Genomic DNA, 13,948 nt, shown 5'->3' on the forward strand with positions numbered 1-13,948 from the left:
ACCCGTGGATCATGGACACGACAGGCACCGACACGCGACGCACGAAGCGGCGCACCCGCAACCTTCTCATCGCCTCCGGCCTGGTGGTGGCCCTGAGCGCCGGCGGCGGCGCCGTCTGGGCCGCCGAGCGCTTCCTGGTCGAGCACGTCGAGATCGCCGACGTGTCGGAGTACGAGGCGCAGAACTCCACCGCGACCACGGACTCGGCCTCTGATCCGGCGGAGGCCGCCGATTCCACGGTCGCGGACGCCACCGTGACCGACACCACGTACTCCGACGGCTCGACCTCGATCACGGTCTCGACGGTGACGGAGGGGTCAGGCTCCGACACGGTGACGTACTACGTCGCCGACGTGACGCTGTCGGACGCGACGACGGTGCGCAGCGCGTTCGCGAAGGACCAGTTCGGCCAGAACATCACGGAGCTGACGAGTGAGATCGCCGCCGACAACGGCGCGATCTTCGCCATCAACGGCGACTACTACGGGTTCCGTGACACCGGAATCGTGATCCGCAACGGCGTGGTCTTCCGTGACGAGCCGGCGCGGCAGGGCCTCGCCTTCTACACCGACGGTCGTGTCGAGGTCTACGACGAGACGACGACCAGTGCCGCCGAGCTCCTCGCCGACGGCGCCTGGAACACCCTGAGCTTCGGTCCGGTGATCGTCGAGGACGGCGCCGCGGTCGACGGCATCGAGGACGTCGAGGTCGACACCAACTTCGGCAACCACTCCATCCAGGGCGACCAGCCGCGCACGGCCGTCGGCGTCATCGACGAGAACCATCTGGTCTTCATCGTGGTCGACGGTCGGCAGTCGGGGTACAGCGAGGGCGTCACGCTCACCGAGCTCGCCGACATCATGATCGATCTCGGCGCCACCACCGCGTACAACCTCGACGGCGGCGGCTCGTCGACCATGTACTTCAACGGCGAGGTCGTCAACCAGCCGTCCAACGGCGGCGAGCGCGGCACGAGCGACATCCTCTACATCGCCGACGCGTCCGGCACGGAGTGATCCCGTGATCGTCGTCATCCCCGCGTACGAGCCCGGCCCGCGATTGGCGGGCGTGGTCGCCGGGCTGTTCGCCGCCGATCCCGACATCGAGATCGTCGTGGTCGACGACGGCAGCGGTGAGGGCTTCGCCACCGTGTTCGCCATGGTCGAGGGTCTCGGCGCCACGGTGCTGCGCCACGCGGCCAACCGCGGCAAGGCTGCCGCGCTGCGCACCGGGTTCGACCGGGTGCTCGCCGTCCATGCCGGCGACGACGTCGTGACCGCGGACGCCGACGGGCAGCACACCGTGATGGACATCCTGCGCGTGGCGGACGCGCTGCGCGCCGACGCGGCGGCGGGTGCGCCGACGCTGGTGCTCGGGTGCCGCGCGTTCAGCGGTCGCGTGCCGCTGCGGTCGCGGGCGGGCAACACGGTCGCCCGCGGCGTCTTCCGGCTCGCGGCCGGATGGAGCCTGAGCGACACGCAGACCGGGTTGCGCGGCATCCCGTCACAACTCCTCGAGTGGGTGAGGGACCAGCCCGGCGAGCGCTTCGCGTACGAGCAGAACGTGCTGCTGCGCTGCCGGCGCGCGGGCGTGCGGACCCGCGAGGTGCCGATCGAGACGGTCTACCTCGACGGCAACGCGTCGAGCCACTTCCGCCCGATCGTCGACTCCGTGCGCATCATGCTGCCGCTGCTGCTGTTCGCGGGGTCGTCGCTTATCGCGTTCGCGGTCGACACGGTGATGCTGCTCGCGCTCACCGCGCTCACCGGCGCGCTGGTGCCGTCGATCCTGGCCGCACGGGTCGTGAGCGCATCGGTCAACTTCGCGGTGAATCGTCGCGTGGTCTTCCGTGCGCGAAGGCGAGGGATGCCGCGCCAGCTCATCCGGTACGCCGTGCTGGCCGCCGCGCTGCTGGCCTCGAACATCGTCTGGCTGGACGCGCTCACGCGGTACGGCATGCCCCTCGTGCTCGCCAAGGTCGTGACCGAGGCGGTGCTGTTCGCCACCAGCTACGGCGTGCAGCGCAGCTTCGTGTTCGGCAGCCCACCCGGCGCACAGCAGGGTCGTACCGAACTCGAACCAGGGCCTTCGGCTCGTCATAGCAACCCCATAGCGGCCACGGCTCGAATGGATGCGAACGAACACCACATCGGGAGGAACCCATGACCCCCAGCGCACTGATCCTGATCGGCATCGATCTGGCCGCCGCCCTCATCCTGAGCCTCGGGCTCTACTACCGCCGGCACCACCGCCGCGACCTCGTCGTCGCGTTCCTGGGGGTCAACGTCGGGGTCATGGCCGTCGCTGCGGTGCTCGGCACCGCCGAGGTCGCCATGGGCCTGGGGCTGGGCCTCTTCGGCGTGCTGTCGATCATCCGGCTGCGTTCGTCCGAGATCACGCAGCGCGAAGTGGCCTACTACTTCGCCGCACTCGCGATCGGACTGGTCACGGGCCTGCCGCAGACCGACCCATGGCCGGTCGCCGCGCTCGTCGCGCTCATCCTCGTGGTGCTGTGGGCCGCCGATCACCCGGCATTCCTCGCCCGCACCCGCCACCAGGTGGTGCGTCTGGACCGCGCGGTGTCGGACGACGACGAACTGCGCGCCGAGCTCGAGGCGCGTCTGGGCGGCACGGTCAGCTCCACGACCATCCAGGAGCTCGATCTCGTGAACGACACGACCCTCGTCGATGTCAGGTACCGGATGCCGCGTCCCGGCGCCCGCTCGACGGCCCGGGTCGCCTCGGCGCACGCCGGCACGTCGCTGGGTTCAGGCGCGACGACCGGAGCGGACCGATGACGGCGCTGGACAGATTCGACGCCGTGACGCTGGAGGAGCTCGTGGCCGAGGCATCCCTTCTCACACGCGTCGACCGCAAATACGTCGTGCCGTGCGCCGGCCTCGACGCGGTCATCGCCGCACTCGACCCCGCCACGCGCGTGCTCGAGATCGACGGCGGCCGCGCGTTCGCCTACGAGTCGGTGTACTTCGACACGCCCGACCTGCTGAGCTTCCGCATGGCAGCGCAGCCGCGGCGTCGCCGGTTCAAGCTGCGCACCCGCAGCTACCTCGACACCGGCGCGTCGTACCTCGAGATCAAGACGCGGGGCGCACGCGGCACCACGGTGAAGGATCGCGGAGAGTACGACCCGCGGCACCGCGACCGGCTGACCGACGACGCGCGCGACGACGTCGCCGACGCGTTCACCACGATCGGCGTCGCAGCCGAGCGCGCCGACGAGCTCGGGGCGACGCTCATGACCCGCTACCGCCGCGCGACGCTGCTCGCACCGGACGGCTCCGGCCGCGCCACGGTCGACACCGCGCTGGAGTGGATCGAGCCCGACGGCCGCGGCTTCGCACTGCCGCAGGTGGCGATCGTCGAGACCAAGTCCGGCGCCCGCCCGTCAGGCGTCGACCGTGCGCTGTGGCGGGCAGGGCACCGCCCCGCGACCGTCAGCAAGTACGCCACCGGGCTGGCGGCGCTGCACCCAGAGCTGCCGCGCAACCGCTGGTCGCGGCTGCTGCGCGGCCCCTTCGACGATGCGCACCGCGCCGTGCCGCAGACCCGATCCGTCCCTACGAATCCCGTACCCACGAACCCCGCATCCACGAACGAGGAGGACTCGTCATGCCCCGCCCCCACTTTCGCCGCCGCCTGATCCTGGCCGCCGCGCCGCTGACCCTCGCCGGTGTCGTTCTCGCCGGCTGCGCCGCCCAGACCGCCGTGACCTCGCGCTCTGCCACACCCGCCGGATCGACGGGCGACACGTCCGACGGCGAGACCGCGGTCGTGGTCGACTCCGACCTGACCGCAGCCGCGGTCCTCGCCGCGAACCACGACGTCACCACGGTGAACGACGACGAGTGGAGCGAATCGGATGCCGCCGACATCACGCTCAGCGGGTCCACTGCGTCCTCCGACTCCGACGAGGCGACCGTCGACGGCTCGACCGTCACCATCACGGCGGCGGGCGTCTTCCGGCTGTCGGGTTCGCTCGACGGCCAGGTGGTCGTGGCCGCACCGGACGACGCGCAGGTCGTGCTCATCCTGGACGACGCCGACATCGCGGCATCCGACTCCCCCGCGATCACCGTGACCGGGGCCGACGACGTGGCCCTGTACCTCGCCGACGGCAGCTCCAACTCGGTGGCCGACGCGGCCGCGTACACCGACGACGCGGAGGCGAACGCCGCGATCTACAGCACGGCCGACCTGACGATCTCGGGCTCCGGATCGCTCGACGTCTCTGGCAACGGCAACGACGGCATCACCTCGACCGACGACCTCGTCGTCCTGTCGGGCGACATCACCGTCGACGCGGCGGACGACGGCCTGCGCGGCAAGGACTCGCTCACCGTCGAGGGAGGCACGATCGCGGTCACCGCGGGCGGCGACGCCCTCAAGAGCGACCAGGACTCGGACGCCACACAGGGCTTCGTCGCCATCACGGGCGGCGCCGTCGACCTCACCAGCGGCGACGACGGCATCGCCGTCGCCACCGACGCCGTGATCACCGGCGGCACGGTCACGATCAGCGCGGGAGCCGACGCCGCGAGCGCCTCGGACGGCGCGAAGGGCATCACCGCCGGCGCCGTCGTCGCGATCGACGGCGGCGAGGTGGCCGTGGATGCTGCCGACGACGCGATCCACTCCAACGGCTCGGTGGGCATCGGCGGCGGCACGGTGACGGTGACCACCGGCGACGACGGCATCCACGCAGATCTGCGTCTGGAGATCCGCGACGGCGACGTCACCGTCACCGACTCGTATGAGGGGCTGGAGGGCACCGACATCGCGATCTCGGGCGGCACGGTCGACGTGACCGCGAGCGACGATGGCGTCAATGGCGCCGGCGCGAGCTCGGGCGGCGAGCAGGACACCGGCGAGACCATCACGATCTCGGGCGGCTCGGTGGCCGTCGTCTCGGGCGGCGACAGCCTCGACTCGAACGGCACGATCGCGATCACGGGTGGCACTACGGTGCTCAGCGGCCCGAGCGACGCGGGCGGACAGGGCGCCCTCGACGCCAACGGCGCGATCACGATCGACGGCGGCGAGGTGCTCGTGGCGGGCACCGCGCTGGTCGATCCGACCGGAGCGCAGCAGTGGCTGGCGGCGAGCGCCTCGGGTTCGGCGGGCGACACCGTCACCGTGATGGATGCCTCCGGCACCGTGATCGCCACGTTCGAGGCCGGACGCGACTTCACCGCCGTGTTCTACAGCGGCCCCACCGTGACAGACGGCGGCGCGTACAGCGTGGCCGTGAACGGCACGACCGCGGCGACCGTCACCGAGGGGTCGAACGTCGCCGGCGGCATGGGCGGCCCCGGCGGGATGGGCGGCGCTCCCGGCGGCGGCCAGCGCCCGTGACGCACCCGGCCTTCCCCGGTCGTCGAGCGAGCGAAACGAGCCAAGCGCCCCCTCCTGCTCGTTGAGCGAGCGCAGCGAGTCGAAACGCCGCAAGCCGACCTCGGAAACCACACCGCAGTACTCACCCCCGAACGTGGGAGGTTCCTCCGAATGCCCCGTATCCGGCGCGTACGGGTTGCGCACCGCCGGGGTTCTCGGAATCGTGGCCCGTCCACAGCCGAAACGGAAAGGAAAAGCATGCTCACGCTGACCCAGACCGCCGCCGAGGCCGTCAAAGAGATCGTCGCGCGGGTGCCCGCCGTCCAGGACGGAGGAGTCCGCATCCGCGACACGGGAGGCACCGGCGGATTCGAACTGAGCGTCGCACCCGACCCTCAGCCGGCCGACACGATCGTCGTCACCGACGGCGCCCGCGTCTTCCTCGATGAGACCGCCGCGATCGCGCTCGAGGACCGCGTCCTCGACGCGGAACTGTCCGACGACGGCGGCGTGCGCTTCGCGCTCGCAGCCCAGGGCTGACCTCGCGCCTCTGGCCCCGGCATCCATCTCCCGCGGTTTTCGGGGAGGGATGCCGGGGCCTTCACTGTGCGCGCGGCATGGCGTCGCCGCACAGCGCGAAGACATAGGCGTCGTCATCGGGGCCGACGAGATCTCGGTCGCGGAGCACGAGGGACGCGGGAGCGGCGGGGTCGGCGCACGCGGCGGCGAAGTCGAGGCTCGTGTCGGAGTATTCGACCGCGATCACGTGGTCGCCGTAGACCTCGGTGTAGAGGGCGCACTCGTCGTACACGGCACATTCCTCGGCGACCGCGAAGTCGAAGCCGGCGGTGGCGTGGAGCACAGCCGCGTCCTCGGCGGCGTTCTTCTGCCCGGCGGCCAGTCCGACGCCGTGGGCCGCATCGACCAGCAGCGTCGCGAGCGCGAGGTTGTGGTCGAGCGTCAGCGCGCCGCCACTTCGCTCGTACGTGTCGAGGTTGTCGAACTCGACGGCGTCGAATCCCACGTCGGCGCAGCCGCGGATCCACGGGGTGACGACGTCGGCGATCCGCGCGCGCTTCGCTGCGGACGATGTGTCGAGCAGCGCCTCGTCGGGCCAGTCCGGATCGAACACCACGTCGCCGTCGGGATCCGTCAGTACGGCCTCTTCGGGCCAGTCACCCAGTTCGCCCGGCTGCGTCTGGAAGCCGTTGACGTAGCAGATGGAGTACACGTCAGGCGCGGGTTCCGCGGTGCGATCCCGCGCGACGACCTGCACCCCGGCCGGCGGGTCGTACGCCGCGCCCAGCTGATAGTCCGGGACGGCGCCCGCGGGCGGCAGGGCGATCCTGGCGGCGGGGGTCGGCGTGGTGTCGTCGGTCGGTGCGGTGGGGACCTCGGCGGCGCAGCCTGCGAGGATCGCGGAGAGCGCGATGACGGCGACGATGAGAGCCGGGCGGCGCGTCTGTCGGCTCACGATCACCCAGCGAGGGTACACGGCGCGGGTGTTTCGGCCGGGTAGACTCATGCGGCCAGCCTCTGTAGCTCAATGGAAGAGCAGTTCCGTCCTAAGGAAACGGTTGGGGGTTCGAGTCCCTCCAGGGGCACAGTCTTTTTTTGCCTCTGACCAGGTATTTCTTATGTGGTCAGACCACTCAGAATGCATTTTTGCCCGCTTTTTGCCCGCATTCTGAAAATTCGGTGAGCCGAAATCGGCCGTCTACAACGGCCCGCGCGCGACACCTGAGAGCGCCAAATTCGAGCGTTTCGGGCGAAATCTGCCTCGTCGGAAAACTGAGCAATCTGCTCTCTGGTGTCATGACGGTCAAACGATCGACGATCGAACCTTCGACACGAGGTTCTCTGCAACCTGGAGCATGGCATACTGCCGCTCAACTGGCGGGAGCGAGATGTCGACGGACAACAAACGCACCCGCACCTCCCCCACGGTCACCTCATCGTAGGGTGGCGGCTCCGGATAAATCAGCCACACCTCTGTGAGCCGGTACCGCGTCGCGTACGCGACCGCTTGATAGACGTCACCGGTACTCAGAGCCCCTGTGCGCTTGTTCTTGAGATCGGCGACAGCAACCACATCGCTCCCGTCGAAGACGACAACGTCGGGGCGAATATCAATGCGTTTCTCGTAGTCGAGATGGCCACGGTGCTGCAGGTCGACAGTCAAGCCCCTCGGCGACAGCGCTCGGTCGATGCCGCGGCCCACGACATCTTCGAACACCCGATCCATATTCACGAGCAACGTTGATCCGCGCGACGATCCTTCGCCTTCGAAGTCGAAGGCCGTGCTCTGCAGGATGAGTCGGGCTAATGTGACGGCGGTTCGATAGCGCACATTCAGCCTCGTCCAACGCACCTCCGCGGGTGAGGCGGATGGACGCGCCGGGGTGATGTCGACGAGTTGGAACTCAAGACGACGCAACCTGCGGGTCAAGGCGGGGGTGAGCATTCCAAGTCTAAGAAGCACTCGCCCCGCACCCGCGAGCAGCTGATTCTCAAGCACGTCGGTCGTGTAGTCGTCGTAGGTCACCGCCACCGGCAACGGCAGCTCCCGTGGTCTTCCGGAGAGGCGGCCGAAGTCGATCCGGCCGCGCACCGAGTAGAGGTCGTCGGTGACCGTGACGTAGCCCTGCAGCATCCCGCCTCGCAACGCGCGCTCGGCGTTGTCGAGAAAGGATGCCGCAATCACCGAGATGAGGTCGTCAGATTCTTCCCAGTCCGCTGCCTCTGACCGCCACTCGACAAGGTGCATCGTGTGGGTGAGGAGTTCGAAGAGCCTATGCACCGGGATCTTCGGCGCCACGCGGATCACGTGCCCGCCGATGGCGGCAACGCCTACATAGCGAGTCGCGGAAACACGCCATCTCCCCGCGACTTCGCGATCTGGCGCAATCTCGAATTGCTTGGCATTGGCGAGCGCTCTGACGGCATCGGCCCCGAGTTCGAGGTTGCCCTTCGCACCCCACTCCTTCAGCTCGATCGTCATGTGCCCGAGCGTTGAATCGCCGCCCGGATGCTATCGAGCGAAAACTGCGTCAGTTCATCGCGACTGCCGTAGAAGCGCTCTTCAAGCAGAGGCATGATGCCGTGTGTCCAGATGCGTTCGAGGCGACCCGGCTTCAGGATGTGCTCAGTCATCAAGTACGACGGACCGATCGCCGCATCCGGATCGCCGAGGCGCGAGTTCAGCTCGGTCAGCAAGCGCGCTGGCTCGTCTGACATTCCCCGAGCTGAGAGCCAACGACTGAGCATCTCGCTCACGGGCGCCACCGCGGGTGACATTTCCACGAAGTAGAACCGGCGGCGCATGGCGGCGTCGACAAGCGCGATCGAGCGGTCAGCCGTGTTCATCGTCCCGATGATGTAGAGGTTCTCGGGGAGTGTGAACTCCATGTCGGAGTACTGCAGACTGATCGGCTGCTCGCGATACTCGAGCAAGAAGTACAGCTCGCCGAAGACCTTCGCGAGGTTGGCGCGGTTGATCTCATCGATGATCAGAACATGAGGGATGCTGGGGGCCGCCGCCGCAGCATCCGCTATCCGCCGTAGCGGGCCCGACTTGATAGCGAAGTCGACCTTGCCGGCACCGCCAAGCACAGGACGATATCCCTCGAAGAAGTCCTCGTATGTAAAGGAGGGGTGGAACTGCACGATCTCGAAGCTGCCGACGCCGTCGGCGAGATGCTCAGCCAAAGCTTGGGCGAGGTACGTCTTTCCGGTGCCAGGGGGGCCGTAGAGGATGATCTGACGCTTCTCTTCGAGTAGCTCGATGACCTCGTCGAGCCACAGCTTATCGAGGAGGAGATCCTGCGTTAGTTTCGCGGTGGCAAGAGGAAGCTTCACTTGCGCGGAATCGACGGCTGCCGACTGGAGCCTCTCTCCGCTCACCCAGCGTTCGAGTTCGTCGATCTCGGGGGTGATCAGCGTCAGCGTGAGCAGCGTCTTCATCTTGGACTGGAGGCTTTTCGCGATGTCGCGTCGCTGGATCGGAGCGTCAGCATTCAGCCACTCAACCGCCCGAACTGTTTCTTTTCGTGTTCGAGCGAGAACGTCTCGCGGACCGGAGTCAACAACGCCTAGGTAGACGTTCTGCCCGTTGACGGTAACCACGTAGTCGCCGATCTCCATCTTGTTCACGAATCGCCAGACCTGGCCGAGCTCGTGGTTGAATCCGCCAGCAGTCGTGTCGGTGCCTGCTTCGTCTGCCAGCGCTCTGAGCTCGTCGCGACTGACACCCGGCACGAGCTCAAACGGAAATGTGTCGGCGAATCCAATCCCGCACGTGCCGTCTGCCAGCCAGTCTGGAACGCGCTCGCCGCCGGACCCGCGGATCAGCCATGCGCCGCGAACTTGTGGCTCGTTCGGCCCGATCGACTCCGCGTGGGCGGGCTCGGCAGTCATCGGTTCGACTGTCGGCTCAGGCTCGGGGTCCCACAACTCACGCACCTCGGACTGATAGAACGAGAAACCGTCACCGTAGGTCTTCGCTAAGCGTTCGCGGACGCGCGCGATAGTCGCGTCGTCGTTCTCGCTATCCTCGGAGGCATGTGCGAGGGAAGCCATCTTCCGCTTGTGGTACTGGCTGACGGTATCTTCGAACGAATCCGGGTGCACGAGGTGTAGCAGGGCGTGCCGCTGCGTCTGATCTGCGACGCCTTCGAGTGCGAACACCATCGCGCGGAACGCGTTCGGGTCGCTCAGCCAACTATCGCGCTCGTGCGCCGATGCCGCAGTCCATCTCTCGGCGAAGTGTACGAGCAACCACAGCTGGTTGGGGCGTCGCGTGAAGAAGGACGTGCCGGTCGCGGCGAGCCCGGTATGGAGTACATCGTCGAAGCTGCCCGACGGTCCGGTGGCGCCCCCAATGTTCGCGACCTCGTCGAGCAGTTGGCGCTTGGAGGGATACCCCTGCTTGGACGCGACGACAAGGTGGAGCCAGGTGAGCTCCTCCATGAGTTGGCCGGCAGGGCGCGAGATGTTCGCCAGCTGATCTCTCAACTTGTCGAGGAATCCGCGCTTGGTCTCGTCTGGCTTGTCGACGAATTCGCGTACGAGTTCAGATGCGGATGCATGAGTCCACACGTTGTCCACGTCGGGGTCGTCCGCAGGAAGGAAGCTCGACTTCAACCGCCGTAGTGACCGTTCTCGGAACTCGTCGAGCGCGGCGTAGAGACTTGCGATCTCGGGCACTTCTAGTTGAGTCTTCAACAGCTTCCTCCCAAGGGCGCGTCCTCGACGTACAGGTTGGTTTCAACCTAGCGGGGGTTGCGCCACCTACCAGGAACCGCACCTTGGAGCATTGGGCTGCGCTCGGCGATCACTGCGGCCGCGCGTAGCGGGTCTGCGGGCCTGATGGCAGCGCCACCAACGGCATCTGGGCGTTCAGTCGCGTGGCGACGGCATCCAGATCGTCGTCGAAGAGGTCGGCGTAGGTGTCCAGCGTCATCGCGGCCGACGCGTGACCAAGCATCCGCTGCACGGCCTTCACGTTCGCGCCCGAGCTGATCGCGAGCGACGCGGCGGTGTGCCGAAGGTCGTGAGGAGTGAGACGCGGGATCGACGGATCGAACTCCTGCGCACGCCGGACCGCGTTGGCGAACCAGCCCTTGCTGCCCGAGTTGCGCATGTGATTGACCCCGTCGCCGAACAGCAGCCCCTCGGGCCCCTTGCCGGCGCACGCCTGCTCGATCATCGGAGCAAGACGCTCCGGGTACGGGACCGAGCGCTTCTCGTGAGTCTTGGGCGTGCCGACGTGGATCTCGTACGCGATCATCACCGCGTTCTCTTCGATGACGAAGCGCCGGCGCAGCTTGTTCACGCTGCGCACCCGGAGTCCCGTAGCTTCGCCCCAGCGAAGGCCGGTGTACGCCAGCGTCAGGATGAGCGTTGGATACGCGGAGCACGCCGCCAGCGTCGCGACCTGGTCGTGCGTGAGGTAGACACGCCGCTTGCCGGGCCCGCGTCGAGGAAGACTGCGCACGTGGCGGGCCGGGTTGCTCGCGAGGCGCCGATCGTCGATCGCGACGTCGAGGATGCCGGCGAGGACTCCGAGGGCGCGAATCACGACGGTCCGCGACTTCTGTGTCGCGAGGTCGGAGACCCAATCCTGGACTTCCGAGCGACGGATCGACGAGATCTCCCGGTCGGCCCACACTGGCGCGACGTGGTTCTTCCACGCCCGCTCCAGCGTCATGTAGTACGAGGGCTTCGACATCGGCGGCTGCTTGGATCGCAGCCAGCTTTCGGCGAACATCCGGACAGGAACCCGCGACGTGGACGGGTCGATGTACTCCCCCTTCGACTTCGACACGGTGACCATCGACAGGTACAACTTCGCCTCGCGCATCGTCGTGAAGCCGCGCTTCTCCGCCTCGGTGCGATCCGGCTTGCGATACCGCACGCGGTAGCGGCGACCCTTCGCCGATTCGTAAGGGGTGATGCTACCCATCTCGACCTCCGCTCCTACCGCGTTTGGCGCCAGTATCGGCCAGTGTCGGACACTGATCGCGCCTCGTCAACGCCGCCGATCACAGATGTGGATAGATGTCGGAAGACGTCGTCAACTGGCGTTGAGCGCGCCTCCCTCCGACGCCGAGAGTGTAGCGATCGCTCGCGTCTCCGTTCTCGCCGCTCTCTTCTTGCAGACTCCGCGCTTGCGCGCGTCGCTTAGCAACCGTTCGACGACGAGCACTGCGCCGCGCCCGAGCGCTGGGCGGCTGATTGTCGGAGGAAGACTGTTATTCGTTGAGGCCTACTGGGGGACGTGATGCGCAGCCGAGGACGCACTGATTCACCTCGCGCCCCAAGGCCATGTCGACGGTGAACCTGTTGGCCCCACGCAGCGACCCTCTCCTCCCGCGAATAGCTACGCGTCGTCAGCTTTCCGATCGCCTGTTCTCTCGGCATGACCCTAACCTCGTTCCCAAGGTCAGAAGTCTCCAACAAACTCAGGGCGGTTCACTTGCCACGACGACGCCTGGCCGAGGCGGGATCGAACTCGCCAGCCCACGCCGCGGCCTCATGCCGCAGTTCGCCCTCGTGATGTGGGCTCTCGCCTATAGGATCGCAGCGACCCGGCGTCCGAGCGGCGGGATGCGAAAGGACAACACGTATGGCTGAGGACAATCAGGACGCAGACTACCTGCTGGAGGAGAGCGTCCCGCTTGTCCCTGACCAGGGCGAAGACGAAACTGACCTCGACGACCCGCCGTCGACCTTCGTCGCGTCCATTAGCAGCAAGGACTGGACAGTCGAGACCCTCGTATCGCAGATGCGAAAAGGCCGCATCGACCTCGCTCCCTCCTTCCAACGACGCAATGCGTGGCTCGGTGGCCGGAAAAGCAAGCTCATCGAGTCGATCATGCTCCAGTTCCCGATTCCCCAGATCGTCATCGCAGAGGAGCCGCATCGCCAGGGCCACTTCTTTGTGCTGGACGGAAAGCAACGCCTCCTCGCACTCCGTCAGTTCTTCGTCGACCCCCAAGAAGAAAGAGACCAGGATTTTGAGCCTTTGCGCTTAACTGGTCTAGAGGTGCTGCCGGAACTGAACAGGTTCACGATCGCCGAATTGGAGGCAAAGCGCCCCGATCTTCTGGCAACGGTCGAGAACCACAGCATCCGGACTGTCGTGCTCGGGGACTGGAACTCTGAGCGGATGCTGCTTTCGCTTTTCCTCCGCCTCAACACGGGTAGCGTTCCTCTGTCTCCTCAGGAACTGCGGCAGGCGCTGATCCATGGGGATTTCATCAGGTGGCTTGACCGCAACTCGGGCGATTCGGTCGCCCTGCAAACGCTCTTGAACAACCGGAACCCGGATCGGCGGATGGTCGATGCGGAGCTCCTCCTGCGACATCTCGCGTTCTCTATGTCGCCTGTGCCGTATCGCGGGAATCTCAAGTCTTTCCTCGACGACACCTCGCGCGTATTCAATCGCGAGTGGGACTCGCGCGAGGGCCAGCTCGACGCTGCACTGGCTGAGTTTGAGCGGGGCGTACTAGCAGGCATCGAGGCGTTCGGTCACGACGCGTTCGCGCGGAAGTGGACTTCGGGAGACGGCAAGCCTGACCGGTTTGAGCGCGCTCTTAATCGCGCCGTCTTCGATGTTCAGGGTTATGCCTTTGCGATCCCGAGAGTGCGCGATGCCATTGTGCCTCGCGCGGACGAGGTCCTCGCCGAGTTCAAAGTGCTCTCAGGCACAAACGACTCCTTCATTCGCGCCATCTCCGCGACCACCAAGACCCCGGATGCGTTCATCACTCGGCATCGCGCGTGGCGCGACACTGTCGCGAAGGTTACGGGCGCGACGTATGAGTTGCCAGCCCCACTCATCAGGACCTGACTCGTGGACACCGTCACGCAGATCTCGACGTTGGAGGCTGCGTTTCTCTCGTCGATAACTACCGAGTTTCCGGACCGCCTGACCGAGTCTGAAAAGGCGAACGTCCATGCTTATCTGGCTCTTCGGACATCCGGTGGGGTCATGGAGTGAGGCCACCGGCGGCGAGGAGCATGCGGAGTCGGTAGTTGTGCCGGTTGCGGTAGCCGCGGGCGAGGCGACGGTGGAGCTCGATGATCCCGTTGA

Annotated in this window: 11 protein-coding genes and 1 tRNA gene; 8 read left to right on the forward strand and 4 right to left on the reverse strand. The window is 66.8% G+C overall.

The features are described 5' to 3' along the window. The first annotated feature begins 11 nt into the window (after positions 1 to 11). From IF188_RS12555 to IF188_RS12580, 6 genes are all read left to right on the forward strand, one after another. Positions 12 to 1,016: a phosphodiester glycosidase family protein gene (locus tag IF188_RS12555; protein WP_191172142.1), complete on the forward strand. Its 1,005-nt coding sequence runs from the start codon at positions 12 to 14 to the stop codon at positions 1,014 to 1,016. A gap of 4 nt (positions 1,017 to 1,020) precedes the next feature. Then, positions 1,021 to 2,166, forward strand: a complete 1,146-nt coding sequence (locus IF188_RS20565; protein ID WP_191172143.1) for a GtrA family protein — start codon at positions 1,021 to 1,023, stop codon at positions 2,164 to 2,166. Next, positions 2,163 to 2,798: a DUF4956 domain-containing protein gene (locus IF188_RS12565; protein WP_191172144.1), complete on the forward strand. Its 636-nt coding sequence runs from the start codon at positions 2,163 to 2,165 to the stop codon at positions 2,796 to 2,798. Before IF188_RS20565 ends, IF188_RS12565 begins: the two co-directional genes overlap by 4 nt. Then, positions 2,795 to 3,661 (forward strand): polyphosphate polymerase domain-containing protein, encoded by an 867-nt coding sequence (locus tag IF188_RS12570; protein WP_191172145.1) that lies wholly within the window; start codon positions 2,795 to 2,797, stop codon positions 3,659 to 3,661. Before IF188_RS12565 ends, IF188_RS12570 begins: the two co-directional genes overlap by 4 nt. Further along, positions 3,631 to 5,373: a carbohydrate-binding domain-containing protein gene (locus IF188_RS12575; protein WP_191172146.1), complete on the forward strand. Its 1,743-nt coding sequence runs from the start codon at positions 3,631 to 3,633 to the stop codon at positions 5,371 to 5,373. The genes IF188_RS12570 and IF188_RS12575 overlap by 31 nt, the downstream gene beginning before the upstream one ends. Before the next feature lie 237 nt (positions 5,374 to 5,610). Beyond that, the gene (locus IF188_RS12580; protein WP_191172147.1) at positions 5,611 to 5,892 is read left to right on the forward strand and encodes a Fe-S cluster assembly protein HesB; all 282 of its coding nucleotides are present in this window, start codon (positions 5,611 to 5,613) and stop codon (positions 5,890 to 5,892) included. Between the two features lie 61 nt (positions 5,893 to 5,953). On the opposite strand, the gene IF188_RS12585 is transcribed toward IF188_RS12580, so the two are convergent. Further along, positions 5,954 to 6,832, reverse strand: coding sequence for an endo alpha-1,4 polygalactosaminidase (locus IF188_RS12585; RefSeq protein WP_318152871.1), 879 nt, complete (start codon positions 6,830 to 6,832; stop codon positions 5,954 to 5,956). Between the two features lie 52 nt (positions 6,833 to 6,884). On the opposite strand from IF188_RS12585, the gene IF188_RS12590 reads away from it, so the two are divergent. Continuing rightward, positions 6,885 to 6,956 (forward strand) — tRNA-Arg (locus IF188_RS12590). Between the two features lie 218 nt (positions 6,957 to 7,174). Here IF188_RS12590 and IF188_RS12595 read toward each other — a convergent pair. The 3 genes from IF188_RS12595 to IF188_RS12605 form a co-directional block, all read right to left on the reverse strand. After that, positions 7,175 to 8,353 (reverse strand): McrC family protein, encoded by a 1,179-nt coding sequence (locus tag IF188_RS12595; RefSeq protein ID WP_191172149.1) that lies wholly within the window; start codon positions 8,351 to 8,353, stop codon positions 7,175 to 7,177. Further along, entirely contained in the window at positions 8,350 to 10,557 is a 2,208-nt protein-coding gene (locus IF188_RS20570) for an McrB family protein (RefSeq protein ID WP_191172150.1), read from the reverse strand. Before IF188_RS20570 ends, IF188_RS12595 begins: the two co-directional genes overlap by 4 nt. Before the next feature lie 127 nt (positions 10,558 to 10,684). Next, complete coding sequence (locus IF188_RS12605; protein WP_191172151.1) at positions 10,685 to 11,815, reverse strand: tyrosine-type recombinase/integrase; 1,131 nt, start codon at positions 11,813 to 11,815, stop codon at positions 10,685 to 10,687. 663 nt (positions 11,816 to 12,478) lie between these two features. Between IF188_RS12605 and IF188_RS12610 the strand changes: the two genes are divergently transcribed. Next, positions 12,479 to 13,705, forward strand: coding sequence for a DUF262 domain-containing protein (locus IF188_RS12610; RefSeq protein ID WP_191172152.1), 1,227 nt, complete (start codon positions 12,479 to 12,481; stop codon positions 13,703 to 13,705). Positions 13,706 to 13,948: the final 243 nt, after the last annotated feature.

The sequence above is a fragment of the Microbacterium helvum genome (genome assembly GCF_014779795.1).
In the GTDB taxonomy this organism is placed as follows: domain Bacteria; phylum Actinomycetota; class Actinomycetes; order Actinomycetales; family Microbacteriaceae; genus Microbacterium; species Microbacterium helvum.

Coding starts and splice junctions, on each gene's coding strand:
- IF188_RS12555 (WP_191172142.1), top strand. CDS start 12: ATGGACACGACAGGCACCGACACGCGACGCACGAAGCGGCGCACCCGC.
- IF188_RS12565 (WP_191172144.1), top strand. CDS start 2,163: ATGACCCCCAGCGCACTGATCCTGATCGGCATCGATCTGGCCGCCGCC.
- IF188_RS12570 (WP_191172145.1), top strand. CDS start 2,795: ATGACGGCGCTGGACAGATTCGACGCCGTGACGCTGGAGGAGCTCGTG.
- IF188_RS12575 (WP_191172146.1), top strand. CDS start 3,631: ATGCCCCGCCCCCACTTTCGCCGCCGCCTGATCCTGGCCGCCGCGCCG.
- IF188_RS12580 (WP_191172147.1), top strand. CDS start 5,611: ATGCTCACGCTGACCCAGACCGCCGCCGAGGCCGTCAAAGAGATCGTC.
- IF188_RS12595 (WP_191172149.1), bottom strand. CDS start 8,353: ATGACGATCGAGCTGAAGGAGTGGGGTGCGAAGGGCAACCTCGAACTC.
- IF188_RS12605 (WP_191172151.1), bottom strand. CDS start 11,815: ATGGGTAGCATCACCCCTTACGAATCGGCGAAGGGTCGCCGCTACCGC.
- IF188_RS12610 (WP_191172152.1), top strand. CDS start 12,479: ATGGCTGAGGACAATCAGGACGCAGACTACCTGCTGGAGGAGAGCGTC.